17 protein-coding genes and 1 other annotated feature are annotated in these 20028 nt (G+C 37.1%); of the genes, 16 read left to right on the forward strand and 1 reads right to left on the reverse strand.

From position 1 onward, the window contains the following. The first annotated feature begins 121 nt into the window (after nucleotides 1–121). Together ahpC and ahpF are read left to right on the forward strand one after the other, a co-directional pair. Entirely contained in the window at nucleotides 122–682 is a 561-nt protein-coding gene (gene ahpC / locus BAU17_RS00805) for an alkyl hydroperoxide reductase subunit C (RefSeq protein WP_161900911.1), read from the forward strand. Nucleotides 683–693: 11 nt separating this feature from the next. Further along, complete coding sequence (ahpF, locus tag BAU17_RS00810) at nucleotides 694–2226, forward strand: alkyl hydroperoxide reductase subunit F (RefSeq protein WP_161900912.1); 1533 nt, start codon at nucleotides 694–696, stop codon at nucleotides 2224–2226. 17 nt (nucleotides 2227–2243) lie between these two features. Here the strand turns inward: ahpF and BAU17_RS00815 are convergent, their stop codons facing one another. Then, the gene (locus tag BAU17_RS00815) at nucleotides 2244–3947 is read right to left on the reverse strand and encodes a hypothetical protein (protein ID WP_161900913.1); all 1704 of its coding nucleotides are present in this window, start codon (nucleotides 3945–3947) and stop codon (nucleotides 2244–2246) included. 162 nt (nucleotides 3948–4109) lie between these two features. Between BAU17_RS00815 and BAU17_RS00820 the strand changes: the two genes are divergently transcribed. From BAU17_RS00820 to abc-f, 14 genes are all read left to right on the forward strand, one after another. Continuing rightward, nucleotides 4110–5132 (forward strand): YibE/F family protein, encoded by a 1023-nt coding sequence (locus tag BAU17_RS00820; protein ID WP_161900914.1) that lies wholly within the window; start codon nucleotides 4110–4112, stop codon nucleotides 5130–5132. Continuing rightward, nucleotides 5132–5902: a YibE/F family protein gene (locus BAU17_RS00825; protein ID WP_161900915.1), complete on the forward strand. Its 771-nt coding sequence runs from the start codon at nucleotides 5132–5134 to the stop codon at nucleotides 5900–5902. Before BAU17_RS00820 ends, BAU17_RS00825 begins: the two co-directional genes overlap by 1 nt. A 136-nt stretch (nucleotides 5903–6038) precedes the next feature. Then, nucleotides 6039–6090 (forward strand) — a sequence feature (sodium ion sensor (DUF1646 type); this cis-regulatory element may regulate processes involved in with the transportation of sodium ions). Nucleotides 6091–6173: 83 nt separating this feature from the next. After that, complete coding sequence (locus BAU17_RS00830; RefSeq protein ID WP_161900916.1) at nucleotides 6174–6497, forward strand: DUF342 domain-containing protein; 324 nt, start codon at nucleotides 6174–6176, stop codon at nucleotides 6495–6497. Further along, nucleotides 6484–8442, forward strand: coding sequence for a V-type ATP synthase subunit I (locus BAU17_RS00835; protein ID WP_161900917.1), 1959 nt, complete (start codon nucleotides 6484–6486; stop codon nucleotides 8440–8442). Before BAU17_RS00830 ends, BAU17_RS00835 begins: the two co-directional genes overlap by 14 nt. Nucleotides 8443–8445: 3 nt before the next feature. After that, nucleotides 8446–8916 carry a V-type ATP synthase subunit K gene (locus tag BAU17_RS00840; protein WP_161900918.1) on the forward strand — a complete coding sequence of 157 codons (471 nt, stop codon included), beginning with the start codon at nucleotides 8446–8448 and terminating at the stop codon, nucleotides 8914–8916. An 18-nt stretch (nucleotides 8917–8934) separates the two neighbouring features. Further along, the gene (locus tag BAU17_RS00845) at nucleotides 8935–9525 is read left to right on the forward strand and encodes a hypothetical protein (RefSeq protein WP_161900919.1); all 591 of its coding nucleotides are present in this window, start codon (nucleotides 8935–8937) and stop codon (nucleotides 9523–9525) included. A gap of 1 nt (nucleotide 9526) precedes the next feature. Further along, nucleotides 9527–10519, forward strand: a complete 993-nt coding sequence (locus BAU17_RS00850) for a V-type ATPase subunit (protein WP_237579059.1) — start codon at nucleotides 9527–9529, stop codon at nucleotides 10517–10519. Beyond that, complete coding sequence (locus BAU17_RS00855; protein ID WP_161900920.1) at nucleotides 10509–10820, forward strand: V-type ATP synthase subunit F; 312 nt, start codon at nucleotides 10509–10511, stop codon at nucleotides 10818–10820. The genes BAU17_RS00850 and BAU17_RS00855 overlap by 11 nt, the downstream gene beginning before the upstream one ends. A 15-nt stretch (nucleotides 10821–10835) precedes the next feature. After that, nucleotides 10836–12608: a V-type ATP synthase subunit A gene (locus tag BAU17_RS00860; RefSeq protein ID WP_161900921.1), complete on the forward strand. Its 1773-nt coding sequence runs from the start codon at nucleotides 10836–10838 to the stop codon at nucleotides 12606–12608. 3 nt (nucleotides 12609–12611) lie between these two features. Next, the gene (locus BAU17_RS00865) at nucleotides 12612–14009 is read left to right on the forward strand and encodes a V-type ATP synthase subunit B (RefSeq protein ID WP_161900922.1); all 1398 of its coding nucleotides are present in this window, start codon (nucleotides 12612–12614) and stop codon (nucleotides 14007–14009) included. A 27-nt stretch (nucleotides 14010–14036) separates the two neighbouring features. Beyond that, nucleotides 14037–14669 carry a V-type ATP synthase subunit D gene (locus BAU17_RS00870; protein WP_161900923.1) on the forward strand — a complete coding sequence of 211 codons (633 nt, stop codon included), beginning with the start codon at nucleotides 14037–14039 and terminating at the stop codon, nucleotides 14667–14669. A 12-nt stretch (nucleotides 14670–14681) separates the two neighbouring features. Next, nucleotides 14682–16064, forward strand: a complete 1383-nt coding sequence (locus BAU17_RS00875) for a TrkH family potassium uptake protein (RefSeq protein WP_161900924.1) — start codon at nucleotides 14682–14684, stop codon at nucleotides 16062–16064. Nucleotides 16065–16382: 318 nt separating this feature from the next. Then, complete coding sequence (locus BAU17_RS00880) at nucleotides 16383–18266, forward strand: endonuclease MutS2 (protein ID WP_161900925.1); 1884 nt, start codon at nucleotides 16383–16385, stop codon at nucleotides 18264–18266. Between the two features lie 335 nt (nucleotides 18267–18601). Further along, nucleotides 18602–19969 (forward strand): ribosomal protection-like ABC-F family protein, encoded by a 1368-nt coding sequence (gene abc-f / locus BAU17_RS00885; protein WP_272927940.1) that lies wholly within the window; start codon nucleotides 18602–18604, stop codon nucleotides 19967–19969. Nucleotides 19970–20028: the final 59 nt, after the last annotated feature.

The raw sequence follows: 20028 nt of genomic DNA on the forward strand, positions 1-20028 counted from the left end.
TTCACAAAGAAAAAAGAAACACAAAAAGTTTAATCAAAACCATTGACCTTATTTCAGTCTTTCTATATAGTTAATAAGTGAGGGAAATCTCAAATAATTATTCTAATTGGAGGCTGTATTTATGTCATTAATCGGAAAAGAAGTTGTCGAATTTAACGCAAATGCTTATCATAATGGTGAATTTATCGAAGTTTCATCAGAAGATTTTAAAGGAAAATGGAACATTGTTTGTTTCTACCCAGCGGATTTTACATTTGTCTGCCCAACTGAACTAGAAGATTTACAAGAACAATATGCAACATTGAAAAGCTTAGGTGTTGAAGTTTATTCTGTTTCAACAGATACGCACTTTACACATAAAGCATGGCATGATCATTCAGATGCTATTGGCAAAATCGAATATATCATGATTGGTGACCCATCACATGTCATTTCTCAAGGATTTGATGTGTTAGATGAACAAGGATTAGCACAACGTGGTACATTCATTATCGATCCAGATGGTATTGTTCAAGCCGTTGAAATCAATGCAGATGGTATTGGTCGTGACGCAAGCAGCTTAATTGATAAAATCCGTGCAGCGCAATATGTACGCACTCATCCAGGCGAAGTTTGTCCTGCAAAATGGAAAGAAGGCGCAGAAACATTAAAACCTAGCTTAGATTTAGTAGGTAAAATTTAAGGAGGATTTTCATGGCATTAGATAATGAAATCAAAAGCCAATTGGCTCAATATCTGGAGCTTTTAGAATCAGATATTGTCTTCCAAGCAAGCTTAGGTGAAGATGAAAATTCAGTCAAAGTCAAAGAATTTTTAGAAGAAATTGCAGAAATGTCGCCAAAAATTTCGATTGAAGCAATGACGCTTTCACGCACACCAAGCTTTAAGTTAGCACAACCAGGACAAGAAGGTCGTGTTGAATTTGCCGGATTACCGTTAGGGCATGAGTTTACGTCATTTATACTTGCATTATTACAAGTTGCTGGACGTGCACCAAAAGTAGATACTGCCGTGGTGAAACGTATCCAAGCGATTGACAAACCTTTGCATTTTGAAACATATGTTAGTTTAACTTGTCATAACTGTCCGGATGTTGTTCAAGCCTTGAATATTATGTCTGTTTTAAATCCGAATATCTCGCATACAATGATTGAAGGCGGCATGTTCCAAGATGAAGTGGAAGCTAAAAAAGTCATGGCCGTACCAACTGTTATGTTAGATGATGTCGAATTTACAAGTGGCCGTGCGACAATTGAACAATTAGTTGAATTGGCAGCTGGTCCAACAAGTGCAGATGAATTTGCAGACAAAGATGTCTTTGATGTCTTAGTTGTCGGTGGTGGACCTGCTGGAAATAGTGCCGCAATTTATGCTGCACGTAAAGGTATCAACACTGGTATGGTGGTTGATACGTACGGTGGTCAAGTAATGGATACAGTAGGTATCGAAAATATGATTGGTACGACTTATACAGAAGGTCCGCGTTTAATGGCCCAAGTAGAAGAGCATATTAATCAATATCAAGTAGATATTATGAAAAATCAACGAGCAAAAGCGATTCGTAAAAATGATTTAATCGAAGTGGAATTAGAAAACGGTGCGGTTCTAAAAGCAAAATCAGCTATTTTATCTGTTGGTGCTGCTTGGAGAAACGTCAACGTTCCTGGTGAGGAAGAATTTCGTACCAAAGGTGTGACGAATTGTCCACACTGTGATGGTCCATTATTTACAGGGAAAGATGTTGCGGTTATTGGTGGCGGAAATTCTGGTATTGAAGCAGCGATTGACTTAGCTGGTTTAGCAAAACATGTCTACGTATTAGAATTCTTACCAGAATTAAAAGCAGACCAAGTCTTACAAGATCGTTTAGCTTCTTTAGGTAATGTGACAGTCATTAAAAATGCGGCAACTAAAGAAATTACCGGAACTGACCAAGTGAATGGCATTTCATATGTTGATCGTGAGACAAATGAAGAACATCATATCGCTTTAGAAGGTGTCTTTGTACAAATAGGTTTGATTCCGAATACTTCTTGGTTGCGTGAATCAGACGTCGCGTTAAACGAACGTGGAGAAATTGTTGTTGATAACCATGGCATGACTAGTTTAGAAGGTGTGTTTGCTGCAGGAGACTGTACAGACAGTGCGTATAAACAAATTATTATTTCAATGGGTGCAGGTGCTACAGCAGCTCTAGGTGCATTTGACTATCTAATTCGTCAATAAAGAAAAGACCAAATCAGTTAGGCTGATTTGGTCTTTTTATATGTTTGTTTGATTAAAAATGTGAGTGCGATTATCCATGAAATTAAAGAGAAAATAATCGGATACAAGACTTGCCGGGAGCCATTGTAAGTAAGAACTAATTCATTATGACCGATTTTTGATTGTACTTGAATTGTTCCGATTTTAGTTAATCGAAGATCATCTTTTTGAAGAGCTTTACCGTTCAAGGTAAGTTCCGTGCGCTCATAATTAATGACAGGCACATCCAGCATATCGGTTGTGTTACTTTCCCATTCGACTACTAGTCGATGGTTCTTAACCGTCTTTTTAAACTTATGAGGATTATTTAAGACATATTTTTCATATTGATTATATTTATTTAACGGATTGTCTTGATAAATGGGTAGATAATCAGGGGTTGATTTTTCAACTAGCTGTAAGAATTCAGAAAAATCACGGGTATGAACGGCTGCTTTTAATTTCTGATTATCATTTGTTCGAACGAACAGATGTTTCTTCCCAGTCATAATCATTTGTTTCTCATCGACCCAGTTTTGTAAGATATGATAAGTAGTCATCATCGTTTGTCCGACACTTGCGACTAAAAGTAAAGTGACAAGTAGTTTCTTTGTCGTTGATTGATGGACATAGTGTTGATAGGTATAGCAACTTAAGAAGATGAGTAGGACTGTTACTGGAACAAAGAATCGAAAAGGAAACTGAATTAATTCGACAATGTAAATATCTTTTCCTTGTAGATGTTTCCAAGGCACAATATTGGTTGACAATATTAAGAAGAAAATCATACTCCCAGTCATTAATCGATTTAATGTCGACATTTTTTTCCATAGTAGTGGCGTAAAAATTAATTGAGTGATTAAAAGAACACCTAAAAATCCAGGAGTAAAAACCCAATAAATACTATTTCTAGTAATGACACTACGATCCATGTGTAAGTTAATAAATGGGTCTGCAATGGTATTGCCACTATAAACAAAATAGAAACTAATCCAGATTGCGAGTGTCAATAAAAGAAACAGGCCAATTGCCTGTGCGAGTTGTAAAACTAACTTGCTTTTTCTATCCGAATAAAGCCAAGCATAAAGGAAAAAGGGAATATAAATCAAAATTAGAATCAAACTAGAAAAGACGTGCGTTTGAAACATGAGAGAAGTTAATATACTTAACTGTAACCAATTAAAATCTTTCTTCGTCGCCATGTCAATTATTGGTAGTAAGCAAAGTGGTAATAGAGCTGCTCCCCAACTAGAAAAACCTTGTCGCATCGTCCAATATTGAATAGAAAAAGTAGTTAAATAAAAAATAGCTCCCGCACAACTCAAGGAGTGGCGGATTTGTCCTTTTTGTAAGAAGGTATACATAGAGATACCTGAAAGGAAATAGATTAAAAAACAAGAGAGTACTTGATAGCCAAACCAAGACGGACTTAGTAGAATCAGAATCCCTTGGATATATGCAAATAACGGACCATACAGAGCGTTGACAATCCGTCCTGTTTGCTGAAAGCCATACATCGAGACAAAATGTTGAAAATTAAATTCTTTGATTTGCATTGCTGTATCATAGAAACGATTGTAATGAAAAACAGCATCAGATCCCAGAATCATTCCTTTTGTCAAAAGTTGGGGTAGAATAAGTACAAAAGACGCTAGAATAATGAATAAAAGATAGCGTCCGTGATTACGAATAACTGTTTTCATAGTAAACCTCGATTATATTTTTTTGTAAGTATAGCATGAAAAAATATTGAAAACGAATAATAAAGCTTGTTAAATGTTATTTTAAAAGAAATTTTAGTCATTTTTTAATGTTGAATTCTTCATTTTTTTGTTTTATCCTTATTGAAAGACGAAGGAGAAGTTATGAGACGAAAGATAATTTTAACAGGAATTGCTATGTTTATTTGTGTAATTGTTAGTATGTGTATTCAAGCATACAGTGCAGTACTTTATAAAGAACCGATTGCAAAAATAGAACAAGTGACTATCCAAGAAGAAAAACAAGTGATACAAGCAGAAGTATTGAATGGTAGAGAGAAAGGGAAAAGTATTAAACTATTCTCGAATTACCAAGAAAATGAAGTGGAAAATACCAAATTAGTCGAGGGAAATCAAGTTTTTTTTCAAAATGAAGAAGTAACTGAGAAAAAAAGAGATGGTTTTGTTTTCTTCATCGTTACTTTGTTGTTATTGACGCTAATCGCTATTGGTGGGAAGACGGGTTTAACGACTTTTATCAGTGCAGGATTAAATAGTGCTGCGTTAGTTTTGATGGTTTGGTTCTATCGAGAACATAGTGATATATCGTTACTTCCGCTAACGATGCTCTATATGATTTTTGCGGTGGGGCTGACACTCTTTCTAATCGATGGCTTTAAAAAGAACAGTCTGCAAAAATTTTTCGCAACAATTGTAACGATTTTAGCTGCGTATTTTATATGTTATTTTACGATGAGCTTGCTTCATGACAAAGGATTACGGTTTGAGGATTTAGGGGTATTGACACGTCCATATCGTCCGATATTTTTGGCCAGTTTATTAATTGGTGCAATTGGTGCGTCGCTGGATACTGTGGTGACCGTTATTTCTACCTTAGAAGAAATTGAGCAACAAAATAGGCAAGTCACATTGAAGCAATTAATTCAATCTGGACAAATAATAGGAAAAGATGTTAGCGGTACGATGATTAATGTCTTAATTTGTTCCTATTTTAGTAGCGCAATTCCCATGATTTTAGTGTATTTATTTAATGGTTGGAATTTCATGCAAGCAATGAACATGTTATTGAGTTCAGAGGCGGTTCGAGTCATTTGTGGTGGATTTGGTATTTTGTTATCAATTCCAATTTCCTTAGGCTTCTTTTACTTTGGAAGGAGGAAAGCGTGATGAATGTTATCAGTATGTTGCTCTTATTGTTTATTGTCTGCATGTTTGCAATCATGGGTAAGTCTTCCTTTTATATTCTTAGTGGACTATTTATGAATTTGATTTTATTCGCGCTATTTATCTATCTATTGAGTAAAGGCATGCACGTCTATGGAGTCAGTTTATTATATATTTTGGCAAATAGCCTGATAGTTTTAGCCTATGTGAATGGTTGGAATGAAAAAACCAAAGCAGCCTTTTATAGTATGTTGTTGTTTTTGCTTGTGTTAGGTGTCTTGTTCATTCCGTTTATTCAGCGCTTATCCGTTCATGGCTTTCCACCGCAAGATATTGAAGAATTAGCTGCGATGGATTTAAATGTACCCATTGCTTTTTCTGAACTGAGTGTTTCGGTGCTATTTATTGGAGTCTCAGGTGCGTTAATCGATGGTAGTATGGCAATTTCAAGTGCTACAGCAGAACTTTATCATCGAAGAGATGGAGAAATAACATTTCAACAACTCTTTCAATCGAGTATGACTGTTGTAAAAAGCATTCTAAACTCAACGATTAATACGATTTTATTTGCCTTTATTAGTAGTAGTTTTGCTTTGATATTTTGGTATCAGGATTTGAGTATCCCGTGGCATGAGATGATTCACTCGAAAGCATTTGTTTCGGAGTTGTCGATTATTTTATTGTCTGGCGTTGGTGTCTCTTTTGTGTTGCCCTTTACTAGTGTCGTTACTTGTTGGTACTTGTTGAAAAGAAACCATTCATCTGCTCATTGAAGAGTGGATAAATTCATTTGATTATCACGACTTCTTCTGTTTACCAATAATCACGGTTGTAAATAAGGAGTCAGATGTTATTGGATTTTTCATAGCTAATTTGTTATACTAAATCCATAAATAAAAAATACACAAAGGTTGAGCAATTCGTTGCTTCAAGGATCGTGTTCTTCAAGGGGTGAGAAGAGCTTTCTTGAGGTGGATTCTGGCCTTTTTGGTCTACTTTCAAGAAGAAAGTAGACCTTTTTTTTGTAGAAGGGAGTGAAATAAGTTGAAAGAAGCATTAGAAAAAGTTCGTCAAGCCGAACAAGCGAATCTTGATAAAAATCAGCAAATGTTAGCAGATATTGCACAATATAAACAAGAAAAGGAAGAGAAATTAACACGTCTTCGTCAAGAACAACAAACGCAAAGAAATCAGATGATGACTAACTTGCAACAGAAATATCAGGAAAGTTTACAGCAACAACAAGCAGAATTAGCAAAAGAGTTGTCTTTGGAAAAGCAGGAATTTGAAAGAATGTATCAGAAAAATAAAGTGGCAGTTCTTGAGCAAATTATTGAAGGAGTGAAGCAAGCTAATGGCAGTGAGTAAATTAAGTAAACTATCGATTCTTGCCGAAAAGAAGTATCAAGATACCATTCTGACTTTGCTCCAAGGGATGCAAAATATCGAAGTTGAAGATAGCTTGCATATAGAAGAAAATCAAGAATGGTTGGCGACTTATTTTCCAGAAATGAATGAATTTGATGTTACAGATCAATCTTCATACAACTACTTGCTTACACAAATTCGTGATGCGATTTCCTTTATAAGGAATCACGGTTCATCTAAACAACGAATTGTTACTCTCAAACGTGATGATATGGATATTTTACAATTAGAAAAAGAGTATGATGAACCTTCATTGCGAGAAATGTTAGAAAATATTCAACGGCTACAAGAAAATTGGGAAGAGGCTGCTAAAAATCGTCGGTATTGGGAAGAAGCTGAAAGTTGGGCAACTACTTGGCAAACGATTGATATTGAGCCAACAGATCAATTACGATATGTATCATATTTTCTAGCAAATGTACCAGAAGAGCAGTGGGAAGAAGTTCGTGCGTATTTAACAGAACATCATGTACATTTGGAAGTGCATCAAACGACCAAAAAAGATGTCGCTTTTAGTGGACTTTATTTAAAAAATGAAGCTGAAATTTTAGGGAAACTCTCTGAGATGGGGGTAACGTTTGAAGAAAATCCCTATGAGACTTCACCGAGAAAATTGTTGGCCCAAGCAAAAGAAGAGTTAAAAACAATTACTGAAAATCAAAAAATTCAAGCGATTGATATTGGATTTTACAAAAAGCAAGTTGGTTATCTGCAATTGAATGAAGAAATTTTATTAGCGAAACTTTCACGAGAAACAGTCAAAGAAACGCTTGCTTCATCAGATTATTTAATTGTGATACGAGGCTGGGTGGATAATGCAGAATTGACGTCTATTCAAGAAAATTTAACGAATTTTTTACCAGATGATGCTGTTTATTATTCAATTGAAGCGCCGACAAGACATCAAATCAAACAAAATGTTGTTCCCACGAAATTAACAAATAAGAAATTGATTCAGCCATTTGAAAGTTTAACGGGTATGTATGCTTTACCAAAATATGAAGAGATTGATCCGACACCTTGGATGGCACCATTTTATCTAGTGTTTTTTGGAATGATGGTAGCCGATTTAGGTTATGGTATTTTAATGCTTCTTGCAACGACAATTGGTTTGAAATTACTGAAATTGCCAACCGGTACACGTAAATTTGTCAAGATGTTTCAATTACTATCCGTATCGGTGATTTTCTGGGGGACGATTTACGGGAGTGCCTTTGGTGTGACCTTACCGTTTCAACTCTTATCACCAACCAATGATTTTATGACAATCTTCATGATTTCACTCATTTTTGGTGGGATTCAAATCTTTACAGGCTTATTTTTGGCTGCCAAAGAGAACATCAAGAAAAAAGCTTATTTGTCAGCCATCGGTGACGGTTTTGCTTGGCAAGGTCTTTTAGCAGGCATCTTTATTGGGGCAGCTGGTGCATTGATGCTAGATTCGACTGCTTTAAAAAATACTGGGATCACCATTGCTATCATTAGTGCGATTTTAATTGTTTTAGTCCCACTGATTCAATCTAAATCGAAAGTTGGTGGCTTTTTCAGTGGCTTATATGCCCTGTATGGAATTACTGGTTATATCGGTGACTTTGTTAGTTATAGTCGTTTAATGGCATTAGGTATTTCTGGTGGGAGTATTGCAATGGCGTTCAACATGTTAGTCGGAACGATGCCACCAGCGGCTCGTTTCAGCATTGGGATTGTGTTGATTGTTGTCTTACAAGGATTGAATATTTTCTTATCTATTTTAGGTGCTTATGTTCATGCGGCCCGCTTGCAATACGTTGAATTTTTCGGGAAATTTTATGAAGGTGGCGGCAGAGCTTTCCGTCCATTCAAAGCAGAAGAAAAATATATGAATATCAAAAGAAAAGAGGAATAACAAATGATTAATTATTTATTAGAGAACAATGCAGGGATTATTTTTGCGATTTTAGCTATGGGAACGGCAACGATTTTTCCAGGAATCGGTTCAGCAATCGGGGTAGGGAAAACTGGTGAAGCTTCCGCTGCTCTAATGACCAGTCAACCAGAAAAATTCGGTCAATCATTGATTTTGCAATTGTTGCCAGCCACACAAGGGTTATATGGTTTTGCGATTGCGGCTATGATCTTTACGAATTTATCATCAGATATGTCGATTATTACAGGTATGTCTTATCTAGGTGCTTCTTTACCAGTGGCATTCACGGGTCTAAGTTCAGCAATTCCTCAAGGGAAAGTATCTGCTGCAGGGATTCAAATCTTAGCGAAAAAACCAGAACACTTCTTTAAAGGTGTGATGTATTCAGTCATGGTAGAAATGTATGCTATTTTAGGATTTGTTATTTCATTCTTATTATTAGGTAGCATTTAGAAAATAGGAGGAGTATCAATGAACGCGATTGACAATATCATTTCAGAGATTAATCGACAAGCAGAAGAAGAACGACATGCTTTAGAAAAAAATCGCTTAGAAGAAATCGATACTCATTTTTTAGTTGAAAAAAGAGCCAGTGAAGAGGAGCATCAGCAATTAACTGAACGTCAAAAAAACCAAATTGAGCGCAAATTTCAACAAGAAAAAAATCGAGTGGCGATGAAAGCGCGCCAAGAAAAATTAAAACAAAAACAAGTATATTTAGAACAAATTTTTGAAGAAGCCTATCTACAGATGACAAAATGGTCGCAAGAAGAGGCGCAATTATTTGCCTTAAAGGCGTTAAAGCAAAGTAAGTTAACTAGGGGTGAATTTATTCCTAGTGAAGCTTTGAAGGCAACTTTCACAGCTGATTGGCTACAAAAAGTTAATCAAACGTTAGCTGCCACCTTCACTTTAGCTAACCCAATCAATAGTCGTGAATATGGTTTCTTAGTGGAGCAAGAAGGGATTCGTTATAACTACTTTTATCGTGAATTATTAGTAGAATTAAAAAAAGAACATGGAAATGACATTATGCGCGCGCTATTTGATAAGGAGGGATAACGTGAAAGATTTATATCATACAGTCAATCCGATTATCCGCATTAAAGAAAATGAGCTATTGTCTAATGAGACATTTCATCAACTAATTGAAGCCGAGTCCTTTGAAAAGATTGCTGAAATTTTGCGTCCAACAATTTATGGTAAGTATCTGGAGCAAGATTTTCAGTTTGATTTTGAAAAAAAATTAAATCAAGAATTGTTCGCAACTTATGAAGAGATGATTGCGCTCGTTCCAGAACCAGAGATTGTTTGGATTTATACGATGCGTTATACCTTTCATAATTTAAAGGTCTTAACCAAAGCTGAGCGAATGCAAGAAAACTATGACTATCTGTTCATGCCAGATGGTTTCTACTCGATAGAAGAACTAAAGCGAGCTATTCAAACGGGGAGTTCTTCTCGATTACCTGCGGAAGTCTTAAAAAGTATTCGTGAGGTAAACGATTATTTCAAAGAGTCGACGATTTTACAAGGAATCGATGTCATTTATGACCGTCGATTTTTAAAAGAACAACGTCGTATCGGTGAAAAACTAGGTTATCAAGAGTTATTAGAAGAAATTTGTCACTTTATTGATTTGACGAATATTATTACGGCTTCGCGTTGCTTATTACAACAACGGAGTCAAGGGTTTATGAGTACTGTTTTATCAAGTGCCGGCTCCATTCCAAGAGAAGCTTTCTTAGAGTTTGTCAACAAACCATTTGAAGAGTTTAAGACATTTTTACGCTGGTCTGATTATGGGAACTTACTGGCTCCAGCTTTGGAAGCCGACACGATTGATTTTCTAAAAATGGATTTAATTAAGGATCAACACTTAAGTGAATTTTATGAACGTTCGCAAACAACGGCGTTTGGTCCGCTACCAGCGTTGGCTTTTATGAACCAAAAAGACATGGAAGCAACCAATTTACGCTTAATTATTGTCGGAAAGCGCAGTGGATTTACAAAAGAACAGATAAGAGAAAGGATGCGAGAAGTCAATGAGTTATAAAATCGGCGTGATTGGCGATAAAGAATCGGTCTTACCTTTTAAACTATTTGGCTTTACGGTCCGTTACGGAAATGATTTGCAGGCAATTGAAACAGCATTTGATGAGATGGTTGCAGCTAATTATGGCGTGATTTACATGACAGAAGCTTGTGCGCAACAAATAGAAGCGAAAATTGACTTATTTAATGATCGTTTAACACCGGCTGTCGTTTTAATTCCGAATCATGATGGTTCAAAAGGTGTAGGTCGTCAAGCCATCCAAAAAAATATGGAAAAAGCTGTCGGACAAAACATTCTGTAGAAGGGAGCTGACATTGTGGAAGTTGGCAAAATTGTAAAAGTTTCAGGACCATTAATAATGGCAGAGAATATGGCTCATGCGAGCATTCAAGATATATGTTATGTAGGAGATATTGGTGTAATTGGAGAGATTATTGAAATGCGAGGCGATGTTGCCTCCATTCAGGTTTATGAAGAAACGTCTGGTATTGGACCCGGTGAACCTGTTCATTCAACAGGTGAGGCATTGTCCGTTGAGTTAGCACCAGGGATCATTTCTCAAATGTTTGACGGGATTCAACGTCCACTTGACGTGTTTGCCAATCAAACCCAAAGTAATTTCTTAACCAGAGGTGTCAAAATTTCAGCGTTGGATCATGAGAAAAAATGGTTGTTCCAAGCGACTGCTGAAGTGGGAGCAACTGTAAGTGAAGGAGACATTCTTGGTTATGTGCAAGAAACTAAACTAATCTCTCATAAAATCATGGTACCGGTAGGAATTAGTGGCACGATCAAAACTATTCAAACGGGTGACTTTACGATTGATGAGATTGTTTGTGTATTAGAAACAACGACAGGTGAAATTGAATTACCAATGCTTCAAAAATGGCCTGTGCGTCGTTTACGCCCGGTAAAAGAAAAACACAATCCAGATGTTCCAATGATTACTGGTCAACGAGTAATTGATACCTTTTTCCCAGTGACTAAAGGTGGCGCAGCTGCTGTTCCAGGTCCGTTTGGTGCCGGAAAAACAGTTGTCCAACATCAAATTGCGAAATGGGCAGACGTTGATTTAGTCGTTTATGTTGGTTGTGGGGAACGTGGAAACGAAATGACCGATGTAATGAATGAATTTCCAGAATTAATTGATCCAAAAACAGGCGAATCACTGATGGAACGCACGATTTTAATTGCGAATACATCAAATATGCCCGTTGCAGCTCGTGAAGCCTCGATTTATACAGGAATTACAATCGCCGAGTATTTTAGAGATATGGGTTATTCTGTAGCGATTATGGCAGATTCGACATCTCGTTGGGCCGAAGCGCTCCGTGAAATGTCGGGTCGTTTGGAAGAAATGCCTGGTGATGAAGGCTATCCCGCTTATTTAGGTAGTCGTTTAGCAGAATACTACGAACGTGCAGGACAAGTTACGGTACTTGGATCAGAAGAGCGTCAAGGAAGTATCACTGCTATCAGTGCTGTTTCGCCTTCAGGTGGAGATATTTCTGAACCGGTCACACAAAATACACTACGCGTGGTGAAAGTCTTTTGGGGCTTAGATTCGACGTTAGCGCAACAAAGACATTTCCCATCCATTGATTGGTTGAAGAGTTATTCGTTGTATTCAAGTGAAGTAGGAAATTATCTGGACCGTGAACTACAAGTAGAATGGTCTGCTTTGGTTCGTGAAGGCATGCGGATTTTACAAAAAGAATCTGAATTAAATGAAATTGTCCGCTTGGTCGGGATTGATTCTTTATCTGAAAAAGACCAATTTACGTTAGAAATCGCCAAAGAAATTCGCGAAGATTACTTGCAACAAAATGCCTTTGATGATGTCGATACGTTTACTTCAAGAGAAAAACAATACCATATGTTGCATAATATTTTGGCATTTCATCAAGAAGGCTTGCAAAGCTTGGAATTGGGTGCTTATTTGAAAGAATTAATGGCAGGAACGATTCAATTACGCGACAAAATTGCACGTATGAAATATATCCCTGAATCAGAGCTAGATACCATTATTGGTCTACAACAAGAAATGAAAGAAACACTCCGGACGATACTACAAAAAGGGGGCATGTAAGAGATGATAAAAGAATACAAAACCATCGGCGAAGTTGTTGGCCCTCTAATGGCAGTGGATCATGTCGAAGGGGTTAAATACGAAGAACTGATTGAAGTCCGCTTACAAAATGGCGAAATTCGCAAAGGTCAAGTGTTAGAAATCCAAGAAGACAAAGCGCTCGTGCAAATTTTTGAAGGAACAGCAGGGATTAATTTACGCGATTCTTCTGTCCGCTTCTTAGGTCACTCCTTGGAACTTGGTGTGTCGGAAGAAATGATTGGCCGTGTCTTTGACGGTCTAGGTCGTCCTAAAGATGGAGGTGCCGAAATTTTTCCAGAAAAGTCAATGGATATTAATGGGGAGGTAATCAATCCGATTTCTCGCGACTACCCAGATGAGTTTATTCAAACGGGGATTTCATCGATTGACCATTTAAATACTTTGGTACGCGGGCAAAAGTTACCGGTGTTTTCAGCTTCTGGTTTACCTCATAAAGAATTGGCGGCTCAAATTGCCAGACAAGCAACGGTGTTAAATACCACGGATAATTTTGCGGTGGTCTTTGCAGGAATCGGGATTACGTTTGAAGAAGCCGAATACTTCATGGAGGATTTCCGACAAACAGGAGCGATTGATCGTTCCGTGATCTTTATGAACTTAGCGAATGACCCTGCGATTGAACGGATTGCCACTCCTCGTATGGCATTAACTGCGGCAGAATATTTAGCGTATGAAAAAGGCATGCATGTGTTAGTTATTATGACCGATATGACCAACTATTGTGAAGCGTTACGTGAAATTTCAGCAGCACGACGTGAAGTACCTGGTCGTCGGGGCTATCCGGGGTATCTTTATACAAATTTAGCGACGTTGTATGAACGTGCCGGTAAAATTAAAGGCTTAAAGGGCTCGGTTACGCAAATTCCAATTCTAACAATGCCAGAAGAAGACAAAACCCATCCAATTCCCGATTTAACTGGTTATATTACAGAAGGACAAATTATTTTGTCTCGTGATTTGTATAAAAATGGGATTGAGCCACCGATTGATGTGTTACCTTCGCTTTCTCGATTGAAAGACAAAGGAACCGGTGAAGGCAAAACAAGAGGCGATCATGCGGCAACGATGAATCAGTTGTTCTCTGCGTATGCCCAAGGCAAACAAGCTAAAGAGTTAGCGGTTGTTTTGGGAGAAGCGGCATTGTCTGATGTCGATAAAATTTATGCTAAATTTGCTGAAAAATTTGAAGAAGAGTATGTCAATCAAGGCTATACGACGAATCGTTCGATTGAAGAAACCTTAGACATGGGCTGGCAATTATTGGATATGTTGCCTCGTACGGAACTAAAACGAATCAAAGATGACATGATTGATGCCTTTTTACCTGACAAAGGTGTGGATCACGCGCCGTTAGTCTGATGAATCAGGAGAAAGGAGACGATTCAGATGGCAAAACTAGATGTACAATCGACGCGAATGGAAATGACGCGTTTGTCCAAACAGTTAGCGACTGCCAAACGTGGGCATAAATTATTAAAAGACAAGCAAGATGAATTGATGCGTCGCTTTATTCTGCTTATTCGCAAAAATGACCAGCTCAGAAAAGAAATGGAAGAACAAATGACGCAAGCAATGAAAGCTTTTCGATTAGCGAATGCGACCTTAAATGAAAATTTTATTGAAGAACTCTTTATTTTACCAGCAGCCAAGGTCAACTTGGATATTGGCACCAAGAATATTATGAGTGTACCTGTGCCTGTGATGAATTTTCAGTATGATGAAGACTATTTAAATACCCCTTTAGAATACGGCTTCTTAAATTCGAACGCACCGTTAGATGAATCAATTGATGGATTTACAAACGTTTTTCCGTTATTATTAGAGCTAACGGAAATTGAAAAGACATGCCAGTTAATGGCCGACGAAATTGAGAAAACCCGACGCCGTGTAAATGCTTTGGAATATATGACAATTCCAGAATTGGAAGAGACTATTTATTTCATTAGAATGAAGCTAGAAGAAGACGAGCGAGCGGGAGTGACTCGGATGATTAAAGTCAAAAATATGCGAACGAACTAGGAGAGAAGGACAATGCAACGAAAGCAACGTTTATTTCGTTTATCTGCTTCACAATTAATTACCATTGGTTTTGGAGGGTTAATTTTGTTAGGTGCCATTCTTTTAATGACACCTTTTGCCTCTGCAAGTGGGGAAGGGACTAATTTTTTAGATGCACTATTTACCGCTACTTCAGCCATTTGTGTGACCGGATTAACGACATTGTCAACAAATACACATTGGAGCCTGTTTGGTCAAGGTGTGATTCTAACATTGATTGAAATAGGTGGGCTGGGATTTATGACAATCCCAGTTTTCTTCTTTGTCATTATGAAGAAAAAAGTAAACTTAAGTACACGTATGGTTTTACGAGAAGCGCTAAATTCCCAGCAAATGAGTGGTGAAATACATTTACTGCTTTATATGTTGAAAATCACGTTTGGTATTCAAGCAATTGGTATGGCGTTGCTGGCATGCCGTTTTGTACCATTATATGGTTGGGGCACCGGACTATGGTATAGTCTCTTTCATGCAGTTTCAAGTTTTTGTAATGCAGGATTTGATTTGTTTGGTGATAGTCTTGTCGGATTTCAAAAAGATCCGTGGGTGCTGTCAGTCATTAGTTTGTTGATTATTTCTGGTGGATTAGGCTTTTTTGTTTGGCATGATGTATTAGGTTTGAGAAAAACAATCAGTGGAAAGCTGAAAGTTAAAATGTTACGTCGCTTAAGTTTGCATAGTCAAATTGCATTATTAGTGACAGCAGGTCTACTCTTGTTCGGAACCATTGGCTTTTTCATAACTGAATTTAATAATCCATCCTCGCCGTCAGGAACAATCATTCAGCGCGTGTTCAATACGATTTTTATGTCGGTGACACCTCGAACAGCCGGTTTCTTCTCTGTAGACTATGCTTCGATGACACATGCTGGCCTTGTTTTAACGATGATATTAATGTTTATTGGAGGAACATCAGGTTCAACTGCTGGGGGCTTCAAAACAACAACTTTTGGTATCTTGTTAATTAAGATGAGAAGCACCTTTAAAGGACGGAATCGTGCAGAATTTAATGGTAGAACGATTAACGATGCTGTTATTTTTCGAGCATTAACTCTATTTTTTACTTTTTTAGCGGTCATTATTATCAGTACGATGATTTTATCAGTGACTGAAACTATTCCGAATGTGAATCAGCTTGGATTAGAATATATCGTCTTCGAAGTAATATCAGCTTTAGGTACAGTAGGATTAACTATGGGATTAACACCAGAGTTGACAGCTATTGGGAAAATTATTATTTTGACCTTAATGTTTCTAGGTCGTGTTGGGGTAATGACTGTGTTCTTCTCATTAGTAAGTGCGAATAAACAAGAATCAAACTTTAAATATCCAGAAGAACCCGTCATTATTGGTTAAGAAAGTCGCCGTATCTGGCGGCTTTTTTCTTGCTTTTTGTAAATAAATTAGTGTATAGTAAAAGCAATAAAACTCGTTTTCTGAAAGAGGGACTTTTTGTGAGTGTGCAAGGTATCTAATTAAGCAATTGAATACAAATAAACCGAAAAAAGACAGGGTTTATTTGTTATGCCTATAGATACCTGAAAAAATCAATCAATGATGAAGGTAATAGGACTCCTATTGCCTTTTTTGATGCTTTTTTAGCATGGAATAACTGAAAACGAGGACCTCGTTGATCTTTTTTAGGAATCTTTTGTAAAAGAAAGGATAACTAAAATGAATATAAAATTATTACAAGTAACTGAATTTAACGCAATTAAACAAATGGTGATTGACCGCTGTATTAGCGATTATGGTAAAGAGTTATTAGAAGAAAAAGAACCTGCAACAGCACTTACGACTGTCAAAAAGCGTTTAGCTGAAACGAGCGAAGCCATGTTAATCTTAGCTTCTGGTCAGCATGTACCTTTTATGGGACTAACGCAGATTAAACATTTAACGACCAAAATTGCAAAAGGTGGCATATTGGAAGCCAGTGAATTAACGGAATACAGCGACTTTTTACGTTCATTTCGTTTGATTGCCAATTTTTTTGAAAAAAATAAATTTCAAACTCCAATTTTAGCAAAATATACACGAGAATTAACGGATTTTCGTACGATTAATGAGGCAATTGAAACAGCAATTGCTGGCAATCGTGTGAAGTCTGAGGCAACACGGGAATTGAAAAAAGTCCGTGGGAAAATAACCAAATTAGAAGGCGATATTGAAAAAAGTTGTAGTAAAACCTTAAAATATGCCACAGCGAATGGTTGGTTACAAGATCGTTTGATTGTTAAGAAAGAAGAACGATATACATTACCAGTTAAAACTAATTTTCAATCTAAAATAGCAGGTAATATTATTGAGCGTTCGAGTCGTGGGACAACGGTTTTTATCGAACCAGAAGGTATTCGCAAATTAAATGATCAATTAATTTTATCGCAAAGTGAAGAAACGGCAGTTATTTATCAAATTCTAGCTTCGTTAACCGGTATGATTGCTGAAGAAGCTGTGACGATTGGCTATTGTATGGATATTATCGTGGAATTAGATACAATTTTTGCTAAAGCCAAATATAGTCAAAGTATTGGTGGGAAAGCAATCGAAGTGAATGATGAGGAAGTTTTAGTGCTTGATAAAGTCAAACATCCGCTGTTAGATAATCCTGTGCCGCTAGATGTGAGTTTGGGGCAATCGATGCACGGCATGATTATTACTGGACCGAATGCAGGAGGCAAAACCGTCGTCTTGAAAACCATTGCGCTCGTGTGCTTAATGTCTTATTTTGGTTTATGTATCAATCATGGTGGGAAATCAAGTATTGGTATCTTTAAGAAAATATTTATTGACATTGGTGATCAACAAAGCTTGGAAAATTCATTAAGTACGTTTTCTGGTCATATGAAAAATATTAGTGATATCGTGCGTCAAACGTCAAGAAAGACCTTAATTTTATTGGACGAAATTGGTAGTGGAACAGAACCAAATGAAGGGGCCGCACTGGCAATTGCCACGATGGAAGCCATGTATGCAAAAGGTGGCACGATTGTAGCAACGACTCATTATGGTGAAATCAAAGAATTTGCTTTACAACATGAAGATTTTCAAACTGCAGCTATGGCGTTTGATTCAGAAACATTGACACCACAATATCGTTTGTTGTTGAATCAAGTTGGTGAAAGTAATGCTTTTTGGATCGCTCAGAAAATGGCGTTAGATGTTGAAATTTTACAAAAGGCGAAGCAATACCTGACCAACAAAGACTATCAAACAAAACAAATACCACGCAAGCAACAAAAAGTGACAGTCGAAAAAAGCCAACTAACTGACTTTCATAAAGGGGATCGTGTTTGGAGTACGGAACTTCAAAAAACAGGTTTGTTTTATGAATACCAAGATGCACATCAAGCACAAATTTTAGTTGAAAAACAATTTCATACCGTTCAAGCCAAACGTCTACAATTAGACTTGCCAGCAACTGAACTCTACCCGTTAAATTATGATGTCGAACAATTATTTGTCGATTATCATGAACAAAAATTTAAGCGTGACATTGATCGTGGCTCGAAAAAAGCGCAGAAAAAATTGCGAAAAATGGCTGAAGAACGGAAAAGTTGAATGGTCTAACTAATCATGCTATAGTGAAAGAACAATAAGGAGAAAAGAGGGATGTACAATGGCGTCTATGAGATTGCGTTTATTACTTTTGAATCGTTAATTTAATACAAATTCAAAAGTCTTGTAACGAAATTCATAGGTGAAGTGTGCCCTTTTTTAAACACATTTTAGATATACGATGAATGGAGATGGTGAAGACTGTCTCCTTTTTTGTGTGCTTTTCGTTACAACGGAAAGGAAAAATAATGCAAGAACAAGTCATACACATTAAGAAATTAGAACTGGAAGGACAACTACTAGATATTCCAGAATTAGCGGTCTAACAAAATGAAAAAATTGGAATTGTTGGGAATAATGGCTCTGGAAAATCAACGTTATTGCGTTTGATTGCTGGCGAGTTAGAACCAACAAGAGGCGAGGTAACAACTTTTATTGACATGACTTTTTACCAACAAATTGCTCCTATTGATGAACAGAATGGTGCGGCTAATTTAGATGGTGAATTATTAAGTCGCTTGGCTGTTCCGAAAAACGAAGTGGATACACTAAGTGGTGGTGAGCAAACAAAATATCGATTAGCGCAACTATTATCCAACTATCGGCTAGGTTTGTTGTTGGATGAACCAACGACACATCTGGATGCGAAAGGTAAGCAACAGCTGATAGAAGAATTACGCTATTATTATGGAACATTGCTTTTTGTTAGTCATGATCGCGCCTTTCTAAATGCACTCGCTGACAAAATCTGGGAGATACGAGACGGTCAAGTAATTGAGTATAAAGGAAATTATGAAGACTATGTAAACCAGAAAAAACAAATGGAATTGACAAAAGAACGGGATTTCCAAAACTATCAAAAAGAAGCTGCTCGTCTAGAAAAAGGCATTCTAAACAAACAACAAAAAGCCATGCAAGCAGCAAAGGTTTCAACGAAAAACAAGCAGAAAAATATTCGTCCTAGTCGTTTGTCCTCATCAAAGCAAAAGGACACAGTTCAAAAAAATCTACATCGACAAGCCAAAGCGATGGCTGCCAGATTGGAACAATTAGTAGAAGTCAAACCGCTTCAAAAAGCAATAACTATTGACTTTCCCAAACATGCTTCTGCTGAAATCCACAATGCTTATCCTATTCGGGCAGAGGAATTGACGATAGCTAAGGGGGAGAAAGTAATCCTTAACAAAATTGACTTTCAATTGTCTCTAGGAAGAAAAGTTGCATTAGTTGGTCCTAATGGCGCTGGGAAATCGACTTTGTTAAATGCAATCTTAGCGAAGCATCCACAAATCATTACCTCAAGCAAGGCGAAGATTGTTGCTTATGAACAAATGGCGTATCAATTTACCGAGAACACCCCAATCATTGATGAATTGATGCATACAACTGATTGGCAAGAACCGACCGTCCGAGCATTATTGAACAACTTAGGCTTTTTACCATCCGCTATTTATCGACCGCTAAACAGATTGAGTGGGGGCGAAGCGACAAGGCTTGCTATTGCGAAGCTTTTTACCCAACCTTCAAATATTCTTTTGTTAGATGAGCCGACCAATTTTATTGATTTAGCCACCATTGAAGCGTTAGAAATTTGTTTAAAAGCATATCAAGGAACGGTTTTATTCACTTCACATGATCAGCAATTTATCGAAAATGTGGCAGATGAAATTTGGACATTAGACGAGGGAAAATTAAACCAAACTTAGTGACTTTTTAACTTGCAATATGCGAATATATGTTCTATTCTTTAGATAACAAAACGCAA

Origin of the sequence: Candidatus Enterococcus willemsii (assembly GCF_009933335.1) — a bacterium.
GTDB classification, from domain to species: domain Bacteria; phylum Bacillota; class Bacilli; order Lactobacillales; family Enterococcaceae; genus Enterococcus_F; species Enterococcus_F willemsii.

Excerpts from the sequence above, each read along its gene's own strand:
- ahpC (WP_161900911.1), top strand. The coding sequence starts at position 122 with ATGTCATTAATCGGAAAAGAAGTTGTCGAATTTAACGCAAATGCTTAT.
- ahpF (WP_161900912.1), top strand. The coding sequence starts at position 694 with ATGGCATTAGATAATGAAATCAAAAGCCAATTGGCTCAATATCTGGAG.
- BAU17_RS00815 (WP_161900913.1), bottom strand. The coding sequence starts at position 3,947 with ATGAAAACAGTTATTCGTAATCACGGACGCTATCTTTTATTCATTATT.
- BAU17_RS00820 (WP_161900914.1), top strand. The coding sequence starts at position 4,110 with ATGAGACGAAAGATAATTTTAACAGGAATTGCTATGTTTATTTGTGTA.
- BAU17_RS00825 (WP_161900915.1), top strand. The coding sequence starts at position 5,132 with ATGAATGTTATCAGTATGTTGCTCTTATTGTTTATTGTCTGCATGTTT.
- BAU17_RS00835 (WP_161900917.1), top strand. The coding sequence starts at position 6,484 with ATGGCAGTGAGTAAATTAAGTAAACTATCGATTCTTGCCGAAAAGAAG.
- BAU17_RS00840 (WP_161900918.1), top strand. The coding sequence starts at position 8,446 with ATGATTAATTATTTATTAGAGAACAATGCAGGGATTATTTTTGCGATT.
- BAU17_RS00845 (WP_161900919.1), top strand. The coding sequence starts at position 8,935 with ATGAACGCGATTGACAATATCATTTCAGAGATTAATCGACAAGCAGAA.
- BAU17_RS00855 (WP_161900920.1), top strand. The coding sequence starts at position 10,509 with ATGAGTTATAAAATCGGCGTGATTGGCGATAAAGAATCGGTCTTACCT.
- BAU17_RS00865 (WP_161900922.1), top strand. The coding sequence starts at position 12,612 with ATGATAAAAGAATACAAAACCATCGGCGAAGTTGTTGGCCCTCTAATG.
- BAU17_RS00870 (WP_161900923.1), top strand. The coding sequence starts at position 14,037 with ATGGCAAAACTAGATGTACAATCGACGCGAATGGAAATGACGCGTTTG.
- BAU17_RS00875 (WP_161900924.1), top strand. The coding sequence starts at position 14,682 with ATGCAACGAAAGCAACGTTTATTTCGTTTATCTGCTTCACAATTAATT.
- BAU17_RS00880 (WP_161900925.1), top strand. The coding sequence starts at position 16,383 with ATGAATATAAAATTATTACAAGTAACTGAATTTAACGCAATTAAACAA.